Annotated in this window: 23 protein-coding genes and 1 pseudogene; 17 read left to right on the plus strand and 7 right to left on the minus strand. The window is 60.9% G+C overall.

The window, feature by feature from the left end; translation table 11 throughout:
* The 3 genes and pseudogenes from BM152_RS03165 to BM152_RS03175 all read left to right on the plus strand — a co-directional run.
* A partial coding sequence (locus BM152_RS03165; protein WP_139222465.1) for an integrase core domain-containing protein occupies positions 1-266 on the plus strand: 266 nt, incomplete at its 5' end.
* A 31-nt stretch (positions 267-297) separates the two neighbouring features.
* Positions 298-483: pseudogene (locus tag BM152_RS03170) on the plus strand (DUF6456 domain-containing protein); the annotation flags it as partial.
* Between the two features lie 72 nt (positions 484-555).
* On the plus strand, positions 556-1,479 hold the full coding sequence (locus BM152_RS03175) for a hydrogen peroxide-inducible genes activator (protein WP_066603802.1): 924 nt from the start codon (positions 556-558) through the stop codon (positions 1,477-1,479).
* 141 nt (positions 1,480-1,620) lie between these two features.
* On the opposite strand, the gene BM152_RS03180 is transcribed toward BM152_RS03175, so the two are convergent.
* The gene (locus BM152_RS03180; protein WP_066603804.1) at positions 1,621-2,169 is read right to left on the minus strand and encodes a peroxiredoxin; all 549 of its coding nucleotides are present in this window, start codon (positions 2,167-2,169) and stop codon (positions 1,621-1,623) included.
* Positions 2,170-2,364: 195 nt separating this feature from the next.
* Between BM152_RS03180 and lipA the strand changes: the two genes are divergently transcribed.
* The 3 genes from lipA (at position 2,365) to BM152_RS03195 (ending at position 5,432) form a co-directional block, all read left to right on the plus strand.
* Complete coding sequence (lipA, locus tag BM152_RS03185; protein ID WP_066603806.1) at positions 2,365-3,315, plus strand: lipoyl synthase; 951 nt, start codon at positions 2,365-2,367, stop codon at positions 3,313-3,315.
* Between the two features lie 3 nt (positions 3,316-3,318).
* The gene (locus BM152_RS03190) at positions 3,319-4,428 is read left to right on the plus strand and encodes a THUMP domain-containing class I SAM-dependent RNA methyltransferase (protein WP_066603809.1); all 1,110 of its coding nucleotides are present in this window, start codon (positions 3,319-3,321) and stop codon (positions 4,426-4,428) included.
* A 122-nt stretch (positions 4,429-4,550) separates the two neighbouring features.
* Positions 4,551-5,432, plus strand: a complete 882-nt coding sequence (locus BM152_RS03195) for a LysR family transcriptional regulator (RefSeq protein WP_066603813.1) — start codon at positions 4,551-4,553, stop codon at positions 5,430-5,432.
* A 14-nt stretch (positions 5,433-5,446) separates the two neighbouring features.
* Here the strand turns inward: BM152_RS03195 and BM152_RS03200 are convergent, their stop codons facing one another.
* Positions 5,447-5,632 carry a hypothetical protein gene (locus tag BM152_RS03200; RefSeq protein ID WP_066603817.1) on the minus strand — a complete coding sequence of 62 codons (186 nt, stop codon included), beginning with the start codon at positions 5,630-5,632 and terminating at the stop codon, positions 5,447-5,449.
* A complete protein-coding gene (gene hpt / locus BM152_RS03205) occupies positions 5,629-6,195 on the minus strand; it encodes a hypoxanthine phosphoribosyltransferase (protein ID WP_066603820.1) in 567 nt (188 codons plus the stop codon). The genes BM152_RS03200 and hpt overlap by 4 nt, the downstream gene beginning before the upstream one ends.
* Before the next feature lie 78 nt (positions 6,196-6,273).
* On the opposite strand from hpt, the gene BM152_RS03210 reads away from it, so the two are divergent.
* A complete protein-coding gene (locus BM152_RS03210; protein WP_066603823.1) occupies positions 6,274-6,720 on the plus strand; it encodes a type II toxin-antitoxin system RatA family toxin in 447 nt (148 codons plus the stop codon).
* A 12-nt stretch (positions 6,721-6,732) separates the two neighbouring features.
* Here the strand turns inward: BM152_RS03210 and BM152_RS03215 are convergent, their stop codons facing one another.
* The 4 genes from BM152_RS03215 to BM152_RS03230 are packed head-to-tail and all read right to left on the minus strand — an operon-like array spanning position 6,733 to position 9,762.
* Positions 6,733-7,482 (minus strand): sulfite exporter TauE/SafE family protein, encoded by a 750-nt coding sequence (locus BM152_RS03215; RefSeq protein ID WP_066603825.1) that lies wholly within the window; start codon positions 7,480-7,482, stop codon positions 6,733-6,735.
* A 56-nt stretch (positions 7,483-7,538) separates the two neighbouring features.
* Positions 7,539-8,033 carry a CinA family protein gene (locus BM152_RS03220; RefSeq protein WP_231730525.1) on the minus strand — a complete coding sequence of 165 codons (495 nt, stop codon included), beginning with the start codon at positions 8,031-8,033 and terminating at the stop codon, positions 7,539-7,541.
* Positions 8,030-8,527, minus strand: a complete 498-nt coding sequence (locus tag BM152_RS03225) for a phosphatidylglycerophosphatase A family protein (protein ID WP_066603828.1) — start codon at positions 8,525-8,527, stop codon at positions 8,030-8,032. Before BM152_RS03225 ends, BM152_RS03220 begins: the two co-directional genes overlap by 4 nt.
* An 11-nt stretch (positions 8,528-8,538) precedes the next feature.
* Entirely contained in the window at positions 8,539-9,762 is a 1,224-nt protein-coding gene (locus BM152_RS03230) for a bifunctional 2-C-methyl-D-erythritol 4-phosphate cytidylyltransferase/2-C-methyl-D-erythritol 2,4-cyclodiphosphate synthase (RefSeq protein ID WP_066603832.1), read from the minus strand.
* Between the two features lie 179 nt (positions 9,763-9,941).
* Between BM152_RS03230 and dusB the strand changes: the two genes are divergently transcribed.
* From dusB to BM152_RS03280, 10 genes are all read left to right on the plus strand, one after another.
* A complete protein-coding gene (gene dusB, locus BM152_RS03235) occupies positions 9,942-10,937 on the plus strand; it encodes a tRNA dihydrouridine synthase DusB (protein ID WP_269446557.1) in 996 nt (331 codons plus the stop codon).
* A 5-nt stretch (positions 10,938-10,942) separates the two neighbouring features.
* Positions 10,943-12,031 carry a two-component system sensor histidine kinase NtrB gene (locus tag BM152_RS03240; RefSeq protein WP_066603952.1) on the plus strand — a complete coding sequence of 363 codons (1,089 nt, stop codon included), beginning with the start codon at positions 10,943-10,945 and terminating at the stop codon, positions 12,029-12,031.
* A gap of 98 nt (positions 12,032-12,129) precedes the next feature.
* On the plus strand, positions 12,130-13,506 hold the full coding sequence (locus BM152_RS03245) for a response regulator (RefSeq protein ID WP_066603834.1): 1,377 nt from the start codon (positions 12,130-12,132) through the stop codon (positions 13,504-13,506).
* 195 nt (positions 13,507-13,701) lie between these two features.
* Positions 13,702-15,924: a sensor histidine kinase NtrY-like gene (locus tag BM152_RS03250; RefSeq protein WP_066603955.1), complete on the plus strand. Its 2,223-nt coding sequence runs from the start codon at positions 13,702-13,704 to the stop codon at positions 15,922-15,924.
* Between the two features lie 21 nt (positions 15,925-15,945).
* On the plus strand, positions 15,946-17,349 hold the full coding sequence (ntrX, locus tag BM152_RS03255; protein ID WP_066603837.1) for a nitrogen assimilation response regulator NtrX: 1,404 nt from the start codon (positions 15,946-15,948) through the stop codon (positions 17,347-17,349).
* Positions 17,350-17,443: 94 nt separating this feature from the next.
* Entirely contained in the window at positions 17,444-18,820 is a 1,377-nt protein-coding gene (gene trkA / locus BM152_RS03260) for a Trk system potassium transporter TrkA (RefSeq protein ID WP_066603840.1), read from the plus strand.
* Entirely contained in the window at positions 18,820-20,367 is a 1,548-nt protein-coding gene (locus tag BM152_RS03265; protein ID WP_066603842.1) for a TrkH family potassium uptake protein, read from the plus strand. Before trkA ends, BM152_RS03265 begins: the two co-directional genes overlap by 1 nt.
* A 179-nt stretch (positions 20,368-20,546) precedes the next feature.
* On the plus strand, positions 20,547-20,783 hold the full coding sequence (gene hfq, locus BM152_RS03270) for an RNA chaperone Hfq (RefSeq protein ID WP_066603845.1): 237 nt from the start codon (positions 20,547-20,549) through the stop codon (positions 20,781-20,783).
* 108 nt (positions 20,784-20,891) lie between these two features.
* Positions 20,892-22,190, plus strand: coding sequence for a GTPase HflX (gene hflX / locus BM152_RS03275; protein ID WP_066603846.1), 1,299 nt, complete (start codon positions 20,892-20,894; stop codon positions 22,188-22,190).
* Entirely contained in the window at positions 22,187-22,564 is a 378-nt protein-coding gene (locus tag BM152_RS03280; protein WP_066603847.1) for a hypothetical protein, read from the plus strand. Before hflX ends, BM152_RS03280 begins: the two co-directional genes overlap by 4 nt.
* Position 22,565: the final 1 nt, after the last annotated feature.

Below are 22,565 nucleotides of genomic sequence, written 5' to 3' on the forward strand. Positions count from 1 at the left end.
CCGGCGTGCGTATCTCAATGGATGGGAAGGGCCGCTACCTGGACAATATCTTCATTGAGAGGCTCTGGCGAACCCTGAAATACGAGTGTGTCTACCTGCATGCTTGGGAGACCGGATCAGAAGCGAAGGCAGGCATCCGGAAATGGATGACCTTTTACAACAACCAACGCCCACACTCAGCCCTTGGCGGCAGGCCGCCAGCCGTGGTCTATTGGCTGAGAAATGACAGAACACAACCCGATCAGCAGGAGCAGAGAGTAGCTTAATTTACGCCAGATCCTGTCCAACAAATGGGGAGTAGCTCAACTCGGGCCGGGGCTTGGCGATGTGGTTTTGCGTTGTTGCTGTTATCTCGACGGGATGGAACAGGCGGAAAAGCGGCTTGGCTGGTCGGCGCGTTCGGGCAAGATCGTGCTGCGGATCGCCTTGCAGAGGCTCAAGACCCATTATGACAGGGCGGGGTATTCGACCCTCATCGGTTGACTGCGTCATTATATGAAGTTGTCGGAGGTGGGCTTTCTGATTAGATAACATGATCGAACAGGAGGCCCGCCGATGCTCACACTCAGACAGATGACCTATTTTGTGGCCTTGGCCGAGCAGCGCAGTTTTTCGGCGGCAGCCGAGGTCGTGCATGTGACGCAACCGGCCCTGTCCCAGCAGATCAAGGAGATGGAAGCCACGCTTGGCACGCGTCTTGTGGAACGTCTGCCCCGTGACATCCGGCTGACGCGGGCGGGGCAGGTGGTGTTGGAACGCTGCCACGAGATTCTCGCCATGACCCGCAATCTGGAGGCGGAAATCCGGCTGTCCAAAGGGCTGACGGGGCGGCTCACGCTGGGGGTGATTCCGACCATCGCGCCCTATCTTCTGCCGCGTGCGCTGACGCGGATCAAATCCGCAGCGCTTGATCTCGACATGCGGGTGCGCGAGGCGCAGACGGCGGAGCTTGTGTCCTCGGTGCAAAACGGCAAGCTGGACGCGGCGGTGATTGCCTTGCCCCATGACACCGGCGGGCTGATGGCGCAGCCGCTGTTCACCGATCATTTCCTTTTGGCCGGATCGCAATCGCGGATCGAGGCGCTGACCGCCCAAAGCGCACCGCGCCCGACGGACCTGTCGCCGGACGCGCTGTTGTTGTTGGACGAGGGCCATTGCCTTGCCGATCAGGCGCTGGATGTCTGCGGGCTGAAGCGGACTAGGCAGACGGTGGATCTGGGGGCTTCGTCGCTGGCCACGCTGTGCGGTTTGGTGGCGCAGGGATTCGGACTGACCTTCCTGCCGGAAATTGCGCTGTGCTCGGAGATGGCCGCCAGCCCCGATATGGCGGTGTTGCGATTCCCCGAGCCGCAGCCGGAACGCACGGTGGCCTTGGTGCGCCGCCAGTCGACGGAGGTGAAGACGTGGTTCAGCGAACTCGCTGTGCTGCTCACCGAGGCGGGCGAAGAACTGATGGTCGCGGCGCGCGCACGGGCGTGAGGGGGCTGTGACGGTCGGCGCAGCTATGCGTCCTGCGTAGTGCCGGTATGCGGCGGTATTCCGAAATTCTGAAATGCTGCACATGCAAAAGGCCCGCAGGATGTCCCGCGGGCCTTTCACTGTCTCGGATGGAGGCGCGGTTTACGCGACGGCTTCGGCCTCTTCGCCTTTGAGCCACTTCATCACGTTTTCCGGCGAGGACACACCGTAGGGATCTTCGGGGTGGTTGTCGCTCAGGCCCGGCTCTTCGAACCATGCTTCGATCACGCCGTCCTTGATGACAGCGGCATAGCGCCAGGAGCGCAGACCGAAGCCGAGGTTGTCCTTGCGCACCAGCATACCCATGCGGCGGGTGAATTCGCCGGAGCCGTCCGGGATCACCTGAACATTCTCAAGCTCTTGATTCTGCGCCCATTTGTTCATCACAAAGCTGTCGTTCACGGACATGCAGTAGATCGCGTCGATGCCTTGTTCCTTGAACTCCGGAAAGCCTTTTTCAAAGCCCGGAAGCTGGTAGGTGGAGCATGTGGGCGTGAAAGCCCCCGGCAGGGAGAAGAGCACAACGCGTTTGCCCGCGAAATAGTCGGAGGTGGTTTTGTCTTCCCATTTGAACGGGTTGTCGCCGCCGATGCTTTCATCGCGCACGCGGGTGTGGAAGGTCACTTCAGGCAGTTTGAAACCGGCTTTCATCATATTGCTCCTTAGATTTCGCACCCCGAATGGACGGGGGCTTTGTTCTGTCCGCGCATCTTCTAGAGCGATTCTAAACGGAGCATCAATGCAGTTGCAGAGAAACTGGGGGGTAGGGCGAATTTTGCGGATTTTTCGAGACATTCGCGGGCAGGTTGCCTATATCCTAACCCAGATTTAACAGAAGGCCCCGCCATGCGTGATCTCAAGATCCCCGACCAGCGTCATCCGGAAAAGGCGCATCGTCCCGACAACGCCCAGCCGAAAAAGCCTGACTGGATCAGGGTGAAAGCCCCGACCTCCAAAGGATATATGGACACGCACAAGATCATGCGTGAGCATAATCTGACCACTGTCTGCGAAGAGGCAGGCTGCCCCAATGCGGGTGAGTGCTGGTCTCAGGGCCATGCCACCATGATGATTATGGGCGAGATCTGCACCCGTGGCTGCACCTTCTGCAACGTGGCCACAGGGCGGCCGGATACGCTTGATGTGTTCGAACCGGGCCGTGTGGCCGATGCGGTGAAAAAGCTGGGTCTCAAACACGTTGTGATCACTTCGGTGGACCGTGATGATCTCGAAGATGGCGGGGCGGAGCATTTCGCCATGACCATTCGGGCCGTGCGCAAGCGCAGCCCCGAGACCACAATCGAGATTCTGACACCGGATTTCCTGAAATGTGCGCCCTCTGCGCTGGAAACCGTGGTCGAGGCCAAGCCGGATGTGTTCAACCACAACCTTGAAACCGTGCCCGCGCTCTATCACGAGGTGCGCCCCGGTGCGCGCTATTTCCACTCCCTGCGGCTTTTGCAGCGGGTCAAGGAACTGGATCCGACCATGTTCACCAAATCCGGCATCATGGTGGGTCTGGGCGAGAAACGCGCGGAGGTTTTGCAGGTCATGGACGACATGCGCGCCGCCGACATCGATTTCATGACCATCGGGCAGTATTTGCAGCCGACTCCGAAACACCACGCAGTTGCGGAATTCGTGACGCCGGAGCAGTTCAAAAGCTATGAGAAAGCCGCGATCAACAAGGGTTTTCTGATGGTGTCTGCCACGCCGCTGACACGGTCCTCCTATCATGCGGGCGATGACTTTGCCCGTCTGCGCGAGAACCGGTTGAAGAAACTCGGTCAGGCATAAGATTTGAAAACCTTCGAGATTTTCCTTGGCACCCAGCCGGGGCTTGAGCCCTACCTTTTGGCCGAGGCTGTGGAGGCGGGCTTTCCCGCGCCGCAGGCTGTGGGCGGAGGTGTGACCTTTGAGGGCACATGGGAAGACGTGTGGCGTGCCAATATCTGTTTGCGCGGTGCCGCACGGGTTCTGGCCCGTATCGGCAATTTCCGTGCGCTGCATCTGGCGCAGCTCGACAAACGCTCGCGGAAGTTTCCGTGGGGCGAGGTGCTGCGCCCTGATGTGCCGTTTCGGGTCGAAGTGGCCACGGGCAAGCGCAACAAGATCTACCACGCGGGCGCAGCCCAAGAGCGGATCGAGCGTGCCATCACCGAAGAACTCGGCGCCCCTGTCGCAGCGGATGCGCCTGTGGTGCTCAAGGTTCGGATCGAGGATGACATGGTGATCCTCTCCGTCGACACCTCCGGCGAGGCGCTGCACAAGCGCGGGTTCAAGGCGGGTGTGGGCAAGGCCCCGATGCGCGAGACCATGGCGGCGTCTTTCCTGCGTGCCTGTGGCTATGAGGGCACCGAACCGGTGCTGGACCCGATGTGCGGTTCCGGCACATTTGTGATCGAGGCCGCCGAAATGGCGCGTGGGCTGATGCCCGGTCGCGGGCGCAGCTTTGCCTTTGAACATCTCGTGGGCTTCAATGCGGATGCTGTGCAAAAAATCAAGGCGCTGGGCCGGTTACGGGACACGCAGTTGCAGTTCTACGGATCGGACCGCAATGTGAATGTGATCGGCATGGCGGGCGACAATGCCGCGCGGGCCGGTGTCGCGGATCTGTGCCATTTCACGCCCACGCCGATTTCGGCCCTTGAGCGCCCCGAGGGGCCTGCGGGTCTGGTGATCGTCAACCCGCCCTATGGGGCGCGGATCGGGAAAAAGCGTGATCTTTTCGCGCTTTATGGCTCATTCGGTGAGGTGATGAAGACGCGGTTTTCCGGCTGGCGTGTGGGCATGATCACCTCTGACCGGCAGTTGGCGCAGGCCACGGGGTTGCCGTGGTTGCCTGTGGCGGCTCCGGTGGCTCATGGCGGGCTGAAGGTTACGCTGTTCCAGACCGCGCCTTTGGGCTGAGCCGGAGCGGCGTTTCGCCCTTTGGGGCAAACTGTGCAAAAATACGCGGCCATGTGATCTCCCTCAAAGTCGGGGCACGACCCTCATGTTATATTTGGAATATAGCAATTGAAGGGGGTCAAATGCTGCAGAAACCGAATTGGGACGACTACCGATTTGTGCTGGCCGTTGCGCGTTCCGGGTCCGTGTCAGGGGCCGCGCGCGAGTTGGGTGTGAACCATGCCACAGTGCTGCGCCGTGTCGCGGCCATTGAGAAACATCTGGACGTGGAACTGTTCGACAAGTCCGTGCGTGGCTACGAGATTTCCCCTGAAAAGCTGCGCCTGATCGAAGCCGCCCGCGAGGTGGAGGCCGCCGTTGGTGCGGTGGAGCGCATGGCGCAGGCGGGCGAGGCCCCCTTGGCGGGGATCATCCGCGTGACCTCGACGCATACCTTTTGCCATTCGGTCCTGCCCGCCATTCTGTCTCGGCTCACCGCGCAGGAAGAGGGGCTGTCCTTCGAGCTATTGTCGGCCAACGGGCTGATGGATGCCTCGCGGCTTCATGCCGATGTGACCGTGCGCCCGACCTACAAGCTGCCCGATGATCTCCACGGCGATATAGCCGCACAGATGGGGTTTGATTTCTATGCACGCGGCGCGGATGTGCCGGAGGAGTGCTGGCTCGGTCTGTCGGGGCCAATCGGTCGGTCGCATCCAGGGCAGAAACTGCGCGAGGAGCTTGAGCGGCGGCATGTGCGTTTTATGGCGGCCTCGGACAGTTTTCTCACCCTGCGAGCCTTGGCCGAAGAGGGGATGGGGCGGGTGATGCTGCCGAAATTTCTGGGCAATGCCTCTGACAATCTGGTGAAGGTCACACCGGTGCTCGATGTGCCGCCTGTGCCGATCTATGTGGCCTCGCATGTCGATCTGGCCGATGCGCCGAGGCTCAGACAGGCCCGCGCACGGATCGCTCTGGCGCTGGAGGCCGAGGAGGCGATGCTCTTGGGCGGTGTGCTGTCGTAAGCGGCGCGGGGGCGTCAGTGCTGGATGCGGATTTTCGTCTGACGCTCCACCTGCATCCAGTCGGGCAGGCCGATGGTCTTTTCCACCACGACCAGGGCAATGCAGGCGGCGATGATGGCAAAAACGAATTTCACCCGCTTGGCCGAAGGCGGGTTTTGCGCCCAACGTTTGGCGCGCAGCAGCCAGCGTAACTGGTTCACGCCGCACCCTTTCCTGTCTCGTCTTCGTCGTCAAAAACCACGGAGCCGATGAAGGGCAGGTTGCGGTTGGCCTGTGCAAAGTCGATGCCGTAGCCCACGACAAAGGCATCGGGGATTTCAAAGCCGGTCCATGTCGCCTTGAGATCGACCTCGCGGCGCACCGGTTTGTCGAGAAGTGCGATGGTCTCGATCTTGCGCGGGTTGCGCGATTTCAGAAGCTTCATCACGGCGGACAGCGTGTGGCCCGTATCCACGATATCCTCGACCACCAGAACATCGCGCCCTTCGATGGGGCCGCGCAGGTCCTTGAGGATTTTCACCTCGCGCGAGGATTCGGTGGAATTGCCGTAGGAGGAGGCCTCCAGAAAATCGACCTCCACATTCATGTCCAGTTCGCGCACCAGATCGGCGATAAAGACGAAAGAGCCGCGCAAGAGGCCGACAACCACGAGTTTGTCTGTGTCCTTGTAGGCGTGACGGATGTCTTTGGCGAGGTCTTCGATCCGGGCGGCAATCGTCTTGGCCGAGATCATGACATCGATATGATAAGGTCTCTGCGTCATGCTGTCCCCTCTTTGCACCCTTGCATTTTCCGTCCTTGCCGTAGATGTATCAGCCCAAGCAAAGACAGACCAGAGATCATGCCGACGCATCAGGAAACAAAACACCTCCCGTTCAGTGCCGATCAAATGTACGCGCTGGTGGCGGATGTAGAGAATTATCCGAAATTCCTGCCGTGGAATGCCGCGGCACGGATTCGCTCGCGCACGTATATGGGCGATCACGAGTTGATGCTCGCCGATCTGGTGATCTCGTTTAAGGTCTTCCGCGAGAAATTCGGCTCAAGGGTCAAGCTCTATCCCGAAGAGCGGCGCATCGACACGGAATATCTCGACGGGCCGTTTCGCTATATGAAAAGCTGGTGGAAATTCACGCCTGCCGAGGATGGGGGCTGTGACATCGAGTTCTTTGTCGATTTCGAATTCAAGAATGCGATCCTTCAAGGTGTGATCGGCATGGTGTTCAACGACGCCATGCAACGCATCGTGCGCGCGTTCGAGCGCCGCGCGCAGGAGCTTTACGGGTGAGGGCGTGATCCCTCACAACAAGCGGATCACGAAAATCACCGTCATCACCACGCCCACGGCGACGATGAATAGTTTGAGCCGTTCGGTGTTTTTGATCCGGCGGGCGAAGTGCGCGCCGAAAAGCCCTCCCGCGATCATGGCGAGGGCCAGCACGGCGGCAAAGCGCCAGTCGATGACGCCCGCGACGATATAGGTTACGGCGGAAACCAGAGACAGTAGCACGGAGAGCGCGTTTTTCAACCCGTTCATGGCGTGCAGGTCGGTGAACCCGATCAACCCCAGAACCGCCAGCAGCATGATCCCTAGCCCGCCGTTGAAATAGCCGCCATAGATCGAGACCAGAAGCAGTGCGAGTGCGGCGCCCATCGGGCCGAGCATGGCGCGGGAGAACAGGCGTTTGATCAGGCGCGGCCCGCCTGCAAAGAGCAGCGTGGCCAGCGCCATGAGGGCCGGAACAGCGATCAGGAAGGTGTCGTTGGGCGTCACCAGAAGCAACAGCGCCCCCAGCACACCGCCCAGAGCCGAGAGGGCGATCATCCGGCCTGCGGGCATGTTCTGCGTGGTGTGCAGGTCATGGCGATAGGCCCAGACGCTGCCCAGATAGCCGGGCAGGGCGCTCAGTGTGGCGGTGGCATTGGCGGAGACCGCAGGCACGCCAACAAAGATCAAGGCGGGCAGGGTCAGAAACGTCCCGCCGCCTGCCACGGCATTGAGCGCGCCGCCCAGTAGTCCGGCGACGATCACAACGATCAAATCAAACATGGCTCTCCCCCCAGTTTGTGCGGCCTGCTCTCTTGGCGGCCTATGGTGTGTCCGGTTTACAGACCGGTAACTGCATTTTGTATCATCTCCAGCGCGGTTGCGATGGTGACGCTGCGCACCTTGTCGCGGCCCAAGGCACCGAAGTCACAGGTTTTTACCGCGCTCTCCCGTCCTGTCAGCGCCAACCCGAAACAGACGCGGCCCTCGGGCTTGTGCTCCGATCCTCCCGGACCTGCGATGCCTGTGACGGACACGGCCACGCCCGCCGCAGAGCGGGCCAGTGCGCCCTCGGCCATTTCGCGGGCCACCTGTTCGGAGACCGCGCCGAATTCCGCAAGCGTGGCGGTTGAGACGCCCAGCATCTCGTGCTTGGCGGCGTTGGAATAGGTGATGAAGCCGCGATCGACCACATCGGAGGAGCCGGCCACTTCGGTCAGGCTGCCGATGATCATACCGCCGGTGCAGCTTTCGGCGGTGGCGATCAGGACGCCCTTGGCGCGTGCGGCGGCAAGGGTGGCTTCGGCCAGCTCATAGGGGATGGCGGTGCTCACCGGATCACCCCGTGATACAGCCCCGCCATGACCACCACGACGAGCGCGGCAAAGACACCTGCGATCACGTCGTCGAGCATCACGCCCAGAGCATCTCCGCGCCGGTCGGCCCAGCCGACAGGGCCGGGTTTCCAGATGTCGAAGAGGCGGAAGGCGAGAAAGGCGGTGGGCCATGCGGGCCACAAGGCGGTGGAGGGAGCCCCTGCCATAGCAGAGCCGATGGAGACCGGAATAAGTGCGATCCACATGCCGACCAGTTCGTCGATGATGATTTCGGACGGGTCGTGATTGTCGGAGCCGCGGGTCATTTCACCGGTGGCCCAAAGCCCTGCGATAAAGGCCACAACCGTGCCGACGAGCACACCGGCGACCCCGAGCGTTTCATGCAGGATCCAGAACAGAGGCACGGCGGCGGCAGAGCCCCATGTCCCCGGTCCGGGTTTCATATATCCGATCCGCGCCATCGTCGCGATAATTTCGGCAAAGGGATTCATCTCTTCTCTCCTTATGGACGGATCAGGGCCGCCGTGGCCAGCGCGGCGATGCCCTCTTCGCGGCCTGTAAAGCCCAGACGTTCGGAGGTGGTGGCCTTGACCGACACTTTCTCTACATCAACGCCCATGATCTCCGCCAGTGCCGCGCGCATCGAGGTGGCATGTGGTCCCACTTTGGGCTGTTCGCAGACCAGAGTCACATCGCAATTCATCAGCTCGTAGCCCATCTCGCGGGCCAGTCCGATGGCATGGCGCAAAAAGATATGGCTCTCGGCGCCTTTCCATTGCGGATCGGAGGGGGGGAAGTGCTGGCCGATGTCGCCCCGCGCCAGAGCGCCGTAAATCGCATCGGTCAGGGCGTGCATCCCCACATCGGCGTCCGAATGGCCCTGAAGGCTGCGCCCGTGGGGGATTTTGACACCGCAGAGCCAGACATGGTCGCCGGTGCCGAAACGGTGCACATCGTAGCCGTTGCCCAAGCGTATATCCATCAATGTGTTCTCCTGTCCTTGAGGCGCTGTCGCCTCTGCCTGCCGGAGCCGCAAAAGCGTCTCTGCGCGGGCGAAATCCTCGGGGTGGGTGATTTTGAAATTCTCTTCGGACCCTTTGGTGATGCAGACCTTGAGACCTGCGACGCGGGCCACTTCGACATCATCCGCCGCGTCCCCGTCAAAGCCACGGTGCGCGGCCAGTATCGCATCAAAGGCAAAGCCCTGTGGCGTCTGGGCGCGATAGAGGCCGCTGCGGTCCTGTGTGCCGTGGACATAGGCGGTGGAAGGGGTGGCGTCTGTGCTGTCGTCTTGCGCCGGACCACCACGCCAGAGCGCATCTGTGACGGGCAGGGCGGGGGCGGCGGCCTTGTGGCTGATGAGCGCGTCCTGAACGGCGCGGATCACAGAGGCGGGCACCAGTGCACGCGCCGCGTCATGGATCAGAACCCTGTCGATCCCGTGCCCGTCGAGCGTCTCAAGCCCTGCACGGACCGAAGCCGCCCGCGTCAGCCCGCCGGAGACAAGCGTCACATCGTCCAGCGTTTGCGCCAGTTCGAGGTCATCAGGGTGATGCACCACAACGATCCGCGCCACATGCGGGCGAAACGCGGCAATCGCATGGTCGATCACACGCAGGTGCGCGCCCGAAGCGCGTGCTCCGAGCGGGTGCCATTGCTTCGGCACAGGCCCGCCTGCGCGGGTGCCGCGACCTGCGGCGACGATGACGGCTGCAATCTGTGTCATGTCACTTGGGATAATCGGTGGCGCGCAGGCTTGCAATGCGCTGTTTTTCACCGTTCAAGTGATGAAATATTATGCAACAGGTAGGTTTCGCCGCTTTTTTGAACGAGAAGATGGCTCTGCCCTTTGCGACTCGTCGCCATGAGGGCTACCTCTATTCGAAATGCTCAAGGATTAATCGCTTGCCCGTTCGTTTGGCGAAACTCGCACTGGACCCCCCCGTGTTTCTGGCCCCTATGGCAGGGATCACGGATTTACCCTTTCGTAATCTTGTGGCCTCTTTCGGGGCCGGTCTGGTTGTATCCGAGATGGTCGCCTCCCATGACATGCTCAACGCCCGCCCCGGATCGCGGGAGAAGGCGGAACTGGGATTCGGGGTGGAGAACACCGCCGTGCAACTGGCCGGACGCGAGGCGGAGCCGATGGCGCTTGCCGCGAAAATGGCCGAGGACAACGGCGCACAGATCATCGACATTAACATGGGTTGCCCCGCGAAAAAGGTGGTCTCCGGCTATTCCGGCTCGGCGCTGATGCGCGATCTGGACCATGCCCTGACGCTGATCGAGGCGGTGGTGGGCGCGGTCTCTGTGCCGGTGACACTGAAAACGCGGCTGGGCTGGGATGATGCGCTTTTGAACGCGCCGGAGCTGGCCCGACGGGCCGAAGCGGCAGGCATCCGGATGATCACCATTCATGGCCGCACCCGTTGCCAGTTCTACAAGGGCAGCGCCGATTGGGCCGCGATCCGTGCGGTGAAGGACAGCGTGACGATCCCCGTGATTGCCAATGGCGACATCATCTCTGCGGATGTGGCGCGTCTGGCACTGGCGCAGTCCGGTGCGGACGGGGTGATGATCGGACGCGGTGCGCAGGGTCGGCCGTGGATTTTGGCGGAAGTGGCGGCGAACCTGACCGGCCAGCCCAAACCCGACCGTCCCGAAGGGAGCGCTTTCGCCGATATGGTTGGCGGGCATTACGAGGCGGGGCTGGGCTTTTACGGCACCGATCTTGGCGGGCGCGTGATGCGCAAGCACCTCGGATGGTACATGGATGAAATCGGCACACCCGCAGAGCTGCGCCGTCGGGTTCTGACAGAGAAAACACCGCAAAAGGTGCTGTCCCTGCTGCCGGATGCCATGTCGGGAAATTACACGGATACAGAGGGATATGCCGCATGACGGAGATGACGGATTCGCGTTTTGATATGCTTTGGCCCTCCTTGCCGATGCCCGCGATCATGGTGGACGCGGAGAATCTGATCAATGAGGTGAACTCCTCCGCCGAGCTGTTTCTCAACGCCTCCGCGCGCTCCCTTGCCGGTGCGCCCGTGTTTGACCGGCTGGCCATTGATGCGCCGCTGGAAGAGGCCTTCGGGCGGGTGCGGCGGGACAGCTCGCCCATGTTCATCAACAATGTCGATGTTTCCGGCGGTAATGCGGCCCCTGTGCAATGCAATATCCAGATCGCACCGCTGCAAGGCATGGAGGACTGGCTCATCCTGATGATGGAGCCGCGCCAGATTGCCGACCGGCTCGGACGGTCGCATCAGGTGAAGACCTCGGCGCGCTCGGCCATCGGCATGGCGGAAATGCTCGCCCACGAGATCAAGAACCCGCTGGCGGGGATCACAGGCGCGGCACAGCTTTTGTCGATGAACCTGTCGCCGGAAGACTTGGAACTGACCGATCTGATCGTGGCCGAAAGCCGCAGGATCGTGGCGTTGCTGGAGCAGGTCGAGCAATTCGGCAATCTGCGTCCGCCCGCGAAACGGGCGATCAACATTCACGACCTCCTGGACCGTGCCCGCAAATCCGCCGAACTGTCTTACGGCGCGAATATGAAATTCATTGAGGAATTCGACCCCTCGCTGCCGCCGACCTTTGTCGATGGCGACCAGATTTTGCAGGTGTTTCTGAACCTGATCAAGAATGCCTCCGAAGCGGCGGGCAAAGAGGGCGGGGTGATCCGTCTGCGCACTTTCTACGACCTGTCGCTGCGTCTGCGGCGCAAGGACGGAACAGGTGCGGCGCTGCCGTTGCAGGTGGAGATTGTCGACGATGGTCCCGGCCTTCCGGCAGAGATCGCCTCGGATGTGTTCGAACCTTTCGTTTCGGGACGCGAGAACGGCACCGGATTGGGGCTGGCGCTGGTGTCCAAGATCATTTCGGATCACGAGGGCTGGATTTCGGTCGACTCGACGCCGGGTAAAACCGTGTTCCGACTGTCGCTTCCGGTCGCACCTCGGGACGTTGTGGCGGCGGACGAGGGCTGATGCGTTATAAAACTGTAAAGAACCCCGAAGAAAAGGGGATGCGTGACAGGTTCGGGATTTTCCCCGATCCGGCGCGCAACTGACAAGGAGAGAAAGACATGGATGGCACGATCCTCGTCGCTGATGACGACCGCACGATCCGCACCGTTTTGACACAGGCGCTCACCCGCGCCGGATGTAAGGTGCATGCGACCTCGTCTCTGGTCACGCTGATGCGTTGGGTCGAAGAGGGGAAGGGCGATCTGGTCATTTCCGATGTGATGATGCCCGACGGGAACGGGTTGGAGGCTTTGCCAAAAATCGCGGAACTGCGTCCCGGTCTGCCGGTGATCGTGATCTCGGCGCAAAACACCATCATGACCGCCATTCAGGCCGCCGAAGCCGAGGCGTTCGACTATCTGCCGAAACCTTTCGATCTGCCCGATCTGATGAAACGCGCAGCCAAGGCTTTGGAGGTCAAGCGCCGCGCCAATCCGGCGCCGTCCAATGCCAAGGCCCCCTCGGAAGGTCCGAAAGAAGACCTGCCGCTGGTGGGGCGCACGCCCGCCATGCAGACGCTCTACCGTCTGGTCGCGCGTGTGATGAACACCGATCTTCCGGTGCTGATCACAGGCGAGAGCGGCACGGGTAAATCACTGATCGCGCGGGCGATCCATGACTTTTCCGACCGGCGCAATCTGCCGTTCGTGGTGGTCTCGGCCTCCGATCTGGCGACGATGGAGGGACCGGCTGCGGTGATTTCCAAGGCCAAGAACGGCTCCATCCTGTTCGACGAGGTGGGCGATCTTGATGAAGATGCCCAAGCGCGGATCGTGCGGATGCTCGACAGTTTCACCGACAACGGCCCGCGCATCATGGCCAGTTCGCAGGCCAATCTGGCGGCGAAGATGGAGAGCGGGGCTTTCCGTCAGGATCTGTTCTACCGTCTGGGCGGGGTGACGATCTCTGTGCCGTCCCTGCGCGAACGCGTCGATGACATCCCGCTTCTGGCGGAGTTCTTCCTGTCAAAAGCCGAGCGCGACGGCCTGTCCGCGCGCCGCTTTTCCAACGAGGCGATGGAGCTTGTGCGGGCTTACAGTTGGCCGGGCAATGTGCGCCAACTGGAAAACACCATCCGCCGCCTGATCGTGACCTCACCCGAAGAGGAAATCACCCGCGCCGAGGTGGAAATCGTCTTGGGCAACCAGCCCGCTATGGAGCCGCTGCAAGGCGGGTCGGAAGGCGAGAAGCTTTCCTCCTCCGTGGCCAAGCACCTGCGCCGGTATTTCGATCTGCATGGGGGCGTTCTGCCGCCGCCGGGTCTGTATCAGCGGATTTTGAAGGAGGTTGAGCAACCTCTGATTGAAATCGCGCTGGATGCGGTCGGCGGAAATCAGGCAAAATGTGCCGATTTGCTGGGGATCAACCGCAATACCTTGCGTAAAAAGATCAATGACCTCGATATTCAGGTGACACGCCGTCGCAAATTGATGTAAAAAAGCCACATCCGTGGTGATTTGGGCGCAGTGACGTGGAAAACACGCGCTTGCGACCTCTTTGCAACGGATGCCCCTGCGTCCCGGTTCACGAGCCCGCGCATGGGCTGGTGTGTGATCGAAACTGAGACGAGGCCCTTCGTGGCAGAAAAAGCCTTGGCACAACGGATTGGCAGGCAGAGCTGGAACCGGCTCATGCGTCTGCGGCGGCAGCGTCGCTTGCAGAATGCTGCGACCTTGGCCGTGTTCATTCTCGGGCCGCTTCTGGCTGTGCTCACCTTCCTCGTTTTCGGCTTGCTCGATCACGGTCCCGAATCGCGCATGTTGCGTTCGGTGCTTCTGGCCGATGTGGTCTATGTGCTTCTGGTTGCCGGTCTCGTTGCCCAGCGGATCGCGCGGGTGATTGCCGCGCGGCGTGCCCATTCCGAAGGCTCGCGCCTGCACCTGCGCCTTTCCGGCGCCTTTGTGATGCTGGCGTTAATCCCGACCGTGATGGTGGCGATCTTTGCCGTGGTGACGGTGAATTTCGGGCTTGAGGGCTGGTTCTCCGACCGTGTGCGCAATGTGGTGGGGTCTTCTCTGGAGGCGGCGAAAGCCTATGAGGACGAACACCATGACGGGCTGTCGGAAGATACACGTGCGCTGGCCAGTTTCATCATTGACCGTCGCCGACAGGTGACAGTCCTGCCTGACGGGGCGCTCCGGCAGGTGCTCAACCAAGGGCAGGGGCTGATCCAGCGCGGCTTGCGCGAGGCCTATGTCATCAACCGTGCGGGCGAGATCAAGGCACGCGGCGAGCGCTCTTACCTGTTTGATTATGAAAAGCCCTCCGAGGCGGAGCTGGCCCGTGCCGAGAGCGGGGAACTGGTTCTGATCGACGACTGGGACCGCAACGAATCCCGCGCTTTGCAGCGTTTGGCGGGGTTTGCCGACCGCTATCTGTATGTCACCCGTGATGTGGATGGCAAAATTCTCAACCTTCTGGACGAGACGCAGGACAGTATCGCGCTTTACAACCAGTTGGAGAGTGACCGCGGACGGCTCCTGTTCGAATTCGGCCTGCTCTATATCGGCTTTGCGCTCATCCTCATTCTGGCGGCGACATGGCTTGGCCTGTGGTTTGCGGAACGTCTGGCGCGGCCCATCGGGCGGCTGGCAGGAGCGGCGCAGAAGGTGGGTGAGGGCGATCTGTCGGTGCGGGTGCCCGAAGAAGAAGGTCAGGACGAGATTGCCACGCTGGGGCGGGTTTTTAACCAGATGACCGGACAGGTGAAGCTGCAACATGACGAATTGATGGAGCGCAACGCCCAGATCGAAATGCGGCGTCGCCTGTTTGATTCCGTTTTGTCCTCTGTGACGGCAGGGGTGATGGGGCTGGACCCTGAGGGCCGCGTGACCCTGTCCAACCGTTCGGCGCAGGCACTTTTGAGCCTTGGCGAGCGTGATGTGACGGGCGAACCGCTGGGCGTTGTTGTGCCGGAGTTCTCCCCGCTGTTCGACCTGTTGCGCAAGCAGCGCCGTGAAGTGGTGCAGGAAGAGTTGCGGCTCATCCGTTCCGGTGCGCAGGAAAGCCTGTTGGTGCGGATCGCGACGCGGCGGGATGTGAATGGCGCGCTGGAGGGTTATGTGGTCGTCTTCGACGATGTGACCGATCTGGTGAGTGCGCAACGTCTGGCCGCATGGGGCGATGTGGCGCGCCGGATTGCCCATGAGATCAAGAACCCGCTGACCCCGATCCAGCTGTCCGCCGAGCGCATCCTGCGCAAATTCGGGCGCGGGCTGGATGAGGAGGCGCGGGAGGATCTGGAGCAATACACGTCCGTGATCGTGCGCCAGACCGGTGATCTGCGGCGGATCGTGGACGAGTTCTCGAAATTCGCCCGTATGCCAAGCCCCGAGCGGCGCGAGCATGATCTGGTGGAACTGGTGAAGGGCGCGGTACTGTTGCAGCAGAACGCCTTGCCGGATGTGAAAATCCGCACGCAGATCGAACTGGACACCGCATGGGCGGAGGTCGATGCCACGATGATGGGGCAGGCCTTTACCAATCTGATCAAGAACGCCGGAGAGGCCATCGAGTCGCTCATGGAGACCGGCCTGCCGGAGGGCTATGAGCCGAGCGTGCGTGTGACCATGTCGCGTATGGGCAACGAGGCGGTGATCGGGATTACAGACAACGGGATCGGCCTGCCGGAGGACCGCTCGCGCCTGTTCGAGCCCTATGTGACCACACGCGAAAAAGGCACGGGGCTGGGTCTGCCGATTGTGAAGAAAATTATCGAGGAACACGGTGGGACGCTGACGCTCACCGATGGGGAGCCGATTGATCCGTCCGGACGGATCGGCGCCTGTGCGACCATTCGCATAGCCTTGATCGAAGAGGTAAATATCAATGAAAAGCAAGTGCTTGCAGTGTAATGATGAAGTCGGGAGTAAACCATGTCTGATATTCTGATCGTCGATGATGAACGCGATATACGCGAGTTGATCGGGGATATCCTGCAAGACGAGGGGTTCGACACCCGTCTGGCGGCAAATTCCGACGAATGTCTGAAGGAAATCGACTCGGCTGTGCCGGCGTTGATGATCCTCGACATCTGGCTCAAGGACAGCGAGATGGACGGGATCGACATTCTCAAACATGTCAAGCGCGAGCATCCCGAAGTGCCGATCATCATTATTTCCGGTCACGGGAATATCGAGATCGCCGTGGCGGCCATCAAGCAGGGGGCTTATGATTTCATCGAGAAGCCCTTCAACATCGACCAGCTTATGGTGGTGATCGGGCGGGCGATGGAAACCTCGCGTCTGCGCCGCGAGAACGCCACGCTCAAACGCTCCGGCTCGGGCGAGGTGGAGATGATCGGCCTGTCCACCGCGTTCAAACAGCTCAAGATCAATCTGGAGAAAGTGACCAAGTCCAACGGTCGGGTGATGCTGACCGGTCCTGCCGGTGTGGGCAAGGAAATGGCCGCGCGGTTTATCCATGCCGGGTCCGACCGCAAGGACGGCCCGTTTATCACCGTGTCCTCGGCCACGATCGAACCGGACCGGATGGAAGAGGTGCTGTTCGGGCGCGAAGGGTCCGAGCGCGGGATCGAGAAAGGGCTTTTGGAAGAGGCCAATGGCGGGGTGATCTATTTCGACGAGGTGGCGGATATGCCGCCGGGCACCCAGTCGAAAATCCTGCGGGTTCTGGTGGACCAACGGTTCAACCGCGTGGGTGGCTCGACCACCGTGTCGGTTGATCTGCGGGTGATTTCCTCCACCTCGCGCGACCTTGTGGCGGAGATTGCCGCGGGGACTTTCCGTGAGGAACTGTATCACCGGCTGAACGTTGTGCCGATTGAAGTGCCTGCGCTGGAGAAACGCCGCGAGGACATTCCCGAACTGGCGCAGTATTTCATCGAGAAGTTGAACCGCGAACAGGGGCTGCCTCTGCGCCCTCTGTCGGGGGATGCGGCTGCGATGTTGCAGACGATGAACTGGCCCGGCAATGTGCGCCAGCTCAAGAACGTGATCGAACGGGTGTTGATCCTTGGCGACAGCACGGGGGAGATCGAGGTCTCCGAACTGCCCGCAGAAGACGGGGTGGACAGCGACGAGGGGCGTGCAGTGCTGTCTCCTGCGATTGCCACGCTGCCGCTGCGCGAGGCCCGCGAAATGTTCGAGCGCGAATATCTTCTGACGCAGATCAACCGCTTTGGCGGCAATATCTCGCGCACGGCGACCTTCGTGGGGATGGAGCGCTCCGCGCTGCACCGCAAGTTGAAATCTCTGGGCGTGGTTACAGGCAACAAACAGGGCGGGCGCGTGGCCTATGTGGCCGGTGAGGCGGAGTGATCCGCCGCTCTCCGGCAGGCGGTCGGCGCGAGAGCCGCGTTGACGCCTCCGCCGTTAAGTGCGAAGGCTGGTGCGAAGCAATGAAGGTGATGGGATGAAAGTCATCATTTGCGGCGCGGGCCAGGTCGGCTGGCAGATCGCCAAACAACTCTCCTCTGAAAAGAATGACGTGACGGTCGTGGACAACAACCCCGCGCTCGTCCGGCGTGCGACCGACACTTTGGACGTGCAAGGGATCGAGGGCTTCGCCTCCTATCCCGATGTGCTGGACAAGGCGGGCGCGCGCGATGCGGATATGATTATCGCCGCGACCTATTCCGACGAGGTGAACATGGTCACCTGTCAGGTGGCGCATTCCGTATTCAACGTGCGCCGCAAGATCGCGCGTCTGCGGTCGCAAAGCTATCTCACAGCGATCTATTCCGACCTCTACCGCCGCGACCACCTGCCGATTGATGTGGTGATCTCACCGGAAAAGGAAGTGGCCGAGGCGGCGCTGCGGCGTCTTGCGGCCCCTGCGGCCTTTGACACGCAGGCGTTTCTGGACGGCAGGGTGCAGCTCATGGGGATTCTTCTCGAAGAAGATTGCCCCGTGCTCAACACCTCCTTGCGGCAATTGTCCGATCTGTTTTCGACGCTGCGTGCGATTGTCGTGGGCGTACGGCGCGATGGACGGCTTTTTGCTCCCGAAGCTGGCGACCAATTGTTTGCCCGCGACGAGATCTACGTTTTTGCCCATTCCGATGACATCACCCGCACGCTGGAGATTTTCGGCAAGACCAATGCGAAACAGGATCGCGTCGTGATTCTGGGCGGCGGCAATGTCGGGCTTGCAGTTGCACAGGCGCTGGAGACCCGCACGGAGCGGGTGCGTGCCAAGGTGATCGAAAAGAACCGCAAGGTGGCCGAGAAAGCCGCCGATGCGCTGGAACGGACCATTGTGCTCAATGGCGATGCGCTTGATCAGGAGCTTCTGGCCGAGGCGGGGATCACGCGGGCGGATGCGGTGCTTTGCGTCACCGATGATGACAAGGTCAATATGCTCGCCGCTGTGCGTGCCAAACAGCGCGGCGCGAAAATGGCGATCTGTCTCGTGAACGATCCGACGCTCGTGCCGATCCTTAATGCGCTCGACATCGACGCCTATATCAACCCGCGCGCCACTACCGTCTCCTCCATCCTGCGCCACATCCGTCATGGCCGTGTGCGCAATGTCTATTCTGTGGGCGATGGCGAGGCCGAGGTGATCGAGGCGCAGGTGCTCTCAACCTCGCCGATTTCCGGCAAAAGCATCCGTGACATCGACTTCCCCGAGGGCGTGCTTGTCGGCGCGATCATGAAGGGTGGGCGCTACGTCAAACCGAACGGGGACACGCGCATTGACGAGGGCGACGTGGTCACCATCTTCTCGCTGGCCGATGACGTTCCAGAGGTCGAGCGCCTGTTGCAAGTGTCGATCGATTATTTCTGATGAACCGCTTCTCGCGCATGCCATTCTTTGTCCAGCTGATGCTGGTGAGCGGGGGCACGATGCTGATCCCCGCGCTCTATGCCTTGGTGCTGCGCGACTGGAATGATGCGCGGGCGTTTTTCTACGCGGCAACGCTGTTCACCTCGCTGGCGGGGTTCATCGCCATCGCACGTTTCCGCCCCGAAGCGACCGAAGACCGCGACAGCCGCTTTGATCGTGATCGGGAGGGGCGAAACCAGCTTTTGACCCTTTTGGGGGCCTATACGGCCTTGCCGCTGATCCTCGCCGTGCCCTTTTCCGAGGCTACGCGCGACACCACCTTCTTCAACGCCTATTTCGAGATGGTCTCCGCGCTGACCACCACGGGGGCAACGCTGTTTGACGATCCGGCGCGGCTGTCAAAACCTGTGCATCTGTGGACGGCGATTGTCGGCTGGATGGGCGGGTTCTTTGCGTGGATCACGGCGGTGGCGGTGCTGGCCCCGATGAACCTTGGCGGGTTTGAGGTGATTTCCTCGCGTCAGGCGGGCCAAAGCGAGATCCGCGCCTCCCAGATTGCCCGCGTTGCAGCCGCGCCTGAACGGATGGCACGGTTCACGGCCAAGCTCTTTCCGGTCTATTTCGGTCTGACACTGGCGCTGTGGTTTGCGCTCGCAATGGTCGGCTCTCCGGCCTATGTGGCGCTGTGCCATGCCATGTCGGTCATGGCGACCTCCGGTATTTCTCCCGTGGGCGGGTTGACCAATGCGGGGACCGGATTTGTGGGGGAGCTTCTGGTCTTTGCCTTTCTGTTCCTTGCCTTGTCGCGCAAAACCTTCACCGCCGACCAGCCGCGACTGGATGCGCCACCGCTGTGGCGTGATCCGGAAATGAAGATCGGCCTTTCGCTGATTGTCGTGATCCCGATCCTGCTGTTCCTGCGGCACTGGGTGGGCGTTCTGGAAGTCGCCGGCGACTGGACCTTCACCCGCGCGCTTTCATCGCTCTGGGGCAGCACGTTTATGGTTCTGTCCTTCCTGACCACCGCGGGGTTCGAGAGCATGGGCTGGGAAGAGGCGCGGCTCTGGTCAGGGCTACAGGCCCCCGGTGTGCTTTTGATGGGGCTGACGATCTTCGGCGGTGGCGTGGCAACGACGGCAGGCGGCGTGAAGCTGATCCGGCTCTATGCTCTTGTGCGCCACGGCGAACGCGAGATCGAAAAGCTGATCTCGCCCCATTCGGTCGGCGGTGCGGGGGCCAATGCGCGGCGTATCCGGCGCGAAGGGGCCTATGTGGCATGGGTCTATTTCATGGTCTTCGCCTTCACCATTGCCGCCGTGATGATGATCCTGTCGCTCTTCGGCCTGCATTTTGAGGCAGCAGCGGTCTTTACTATTTCCGCGCTGACCACCACCGGACCTCTGGTCAATGTGGTGGGGGATGTGCCTTTGAGCTATGCGCAGCTCGGGGATCCCGAAAAGCTGATTTTGGCGGCGACGATGGTGCTTGGGCGGCTGGAAATGCTTGCGATTATTGCGCTTTTGAATCCCGAATTCTGGAGGCGTTAAAGCGTGCGACAAAAAGCGTTAGCGCTGAACTGACGCAAATATGCGTCGGGCGTCCTTTAAGCCACGGAAAACTCTGTTGCTTATCTTGACATTCGGTTGAATCTACGGCGAGGTGGCATCCAAGTGCTGTCGCCCGAGGGACAGCTCGCATCAAAAAGCGCAAAAAAAAGGCAAAGATTATGGCCGCCGATAAACAGAACCTTCAGGACGCCTTCCTTAACCACGTCCGCAAGACCAAAGTTCCTGTAACGATTTTTCTGATCAACGGGGTAAAACTTCAGGGTGTGATTACCTGGTTTGACAACTTCTGTGTTCTCCTGCGCCGCGACGGTCAATCGCAACTCGTGTATAAACACGCGATTTCGACCATCATGCCGGCACAACCGATCAATCTCTACGACGGGGAAGAGGCCTGATCCCAGCGCCTCTTGTATTCCGTACGCTAAGAGTTAAGTGACGCACACCTGCCGTTGTCAACGGCGGGTGTTTTCGTGCGTTGATCCGAAGCATTGAAGGAGCGGCATTTGGCCGAACTTTACGAACATGAGGTGAAGAAAACCCGCGCTTGGGTGCTTCATCCCGACATCACCTCCGACCGCGACCGCCGCGACCCGCAGGCGGGGCTGGAAGAGGCCGTGGCTCTGGCCGCTGCTCTGCCTGATCTCGAAGTGGTCGGTTCCGAGATTGTGCGCCTGCCGAAAATCCAACCGGGCCATCTGTTCGGCTCCGGCAAGATCGAGGAGCTGGCACAGCGTCTGGAAGCCGAAGAAATCGAACTGGTTCTGGTAGACGGGCCGGTGACGCCGGTGCAACAGCGCAATCTGGAAAAGGACTGGAAGGTGAAACTTCTGGACCGCACGGGGCTTATTCTCGAAATTTTCTCCGATCGTGCGCGCACCCGCGAAGGTGTATTGCAGGTGGAGATGGCCGCGCTGAGTTATCAGCGCACGCGGCTGGTGCGGGCGTGGACCCACCTTGAGCGCCAACGCGGCGGGCTTGGTTTTGTTGGCGGTCCCGGCGAGACCCAGATCGAGGCCGACCGCCGCGCCATTGACGAACATCTGACCCGTCTGCGGCGTCAGTTGGAGAAGGTCGTCAAAACCCGCGAATTGCACCGCGCCTCGCGCGCAAAGGTGCCGTTCCCGATTGTCGCGCTTGTGGGCTATACCAACGCGGGCAAATCCACATTCTTTAACACGGTGACGGGTGCAGAAGTCTTTGCCAAGGACATGCTCTTTGCCACGCTGGACCCGACCATGCGGCAACTCAAACTCAAGGACGCTCACGGGGGTGACCGCGAGATTATCCTGTCGGACACGGTGGGGTTCATCTCCAACCTGCCGACACAGCTTGTTGCCGCCTTCCGTGCGACGCTGGAAGAGGTGCTGGACGCCGATCTGATCCTTCATGTGCGAGACATCGCCAGCGAGGAGAGTGAGACGCAAAAAGAGGACGTTCTGAAAATCCTAAACGATCTGGGCATCAAGGATGACGCGCCCATGTTCGAGGTTTGGAACAAGATCGACCTGCTGGACCCCGAGGCCCATGCCGCCCGCATGGAGCGCGCCGAGGCCGAAGAGGATGTCTTTGCAATCTCTGCGGTGACGGGCGAGGGGGTCGAGGCGCTTCTGGCCGCGATTTCCGCCTATTTCGAAGAGGACAAGATTGAACGCGATTTGCTTCTGCCCTATGCGCAAGGCAAGAAACGCGCATGGCTCTTTGAAGAGGGTGTGGTTCTGAACGAAGAAATGGTCGAGGACGGCTATGCGCTCAAAGTGCTCTGGACGCCGCGACAGGAAAAGAAATTTCGGGAGATGACATGAGCGCCGAGAAAACCAAAACCCCCGCAAAGACACCGCTGGCCAAGGCCGCGTCGGCCAAGGGTGAGAAGGCGCCGCAAAAGCGTCTGTTCATGATGTTGTTCGAAGCCACGGCAGGCGCGAAAACCGGCCTGCGCATGGGCGCGCGTCATGCCATCATGGTCTTTATGGTGGCCTCCGAGAAGAAATTCGCCATCGGCAAGGCGTTCAAAGGGCTGGAAGTCACCGGCTGGACCGGCATGCAGATCAAGAAAGGCGCGGATATCACCGGACAGAAACGTTTCGAGGACAAGGCACTGGATGCCTCCGCACGTAAAGCCATGCAAAAAGGCGCGGCGTTTCTGGTTTATAAAGACGAGGTCAAAGGGCAGGCGTGAG

It is taken from the genome of Celeribacter halophilus (assembly GCF_900114135.1).
GTDB classification, from domain to species: Bacteria; Pseudomonadota; Alphaproteobacteria; order Rhodobacterales; family Rhodobacteraceae; genus Celeribacter; species Celeribacter halophilus.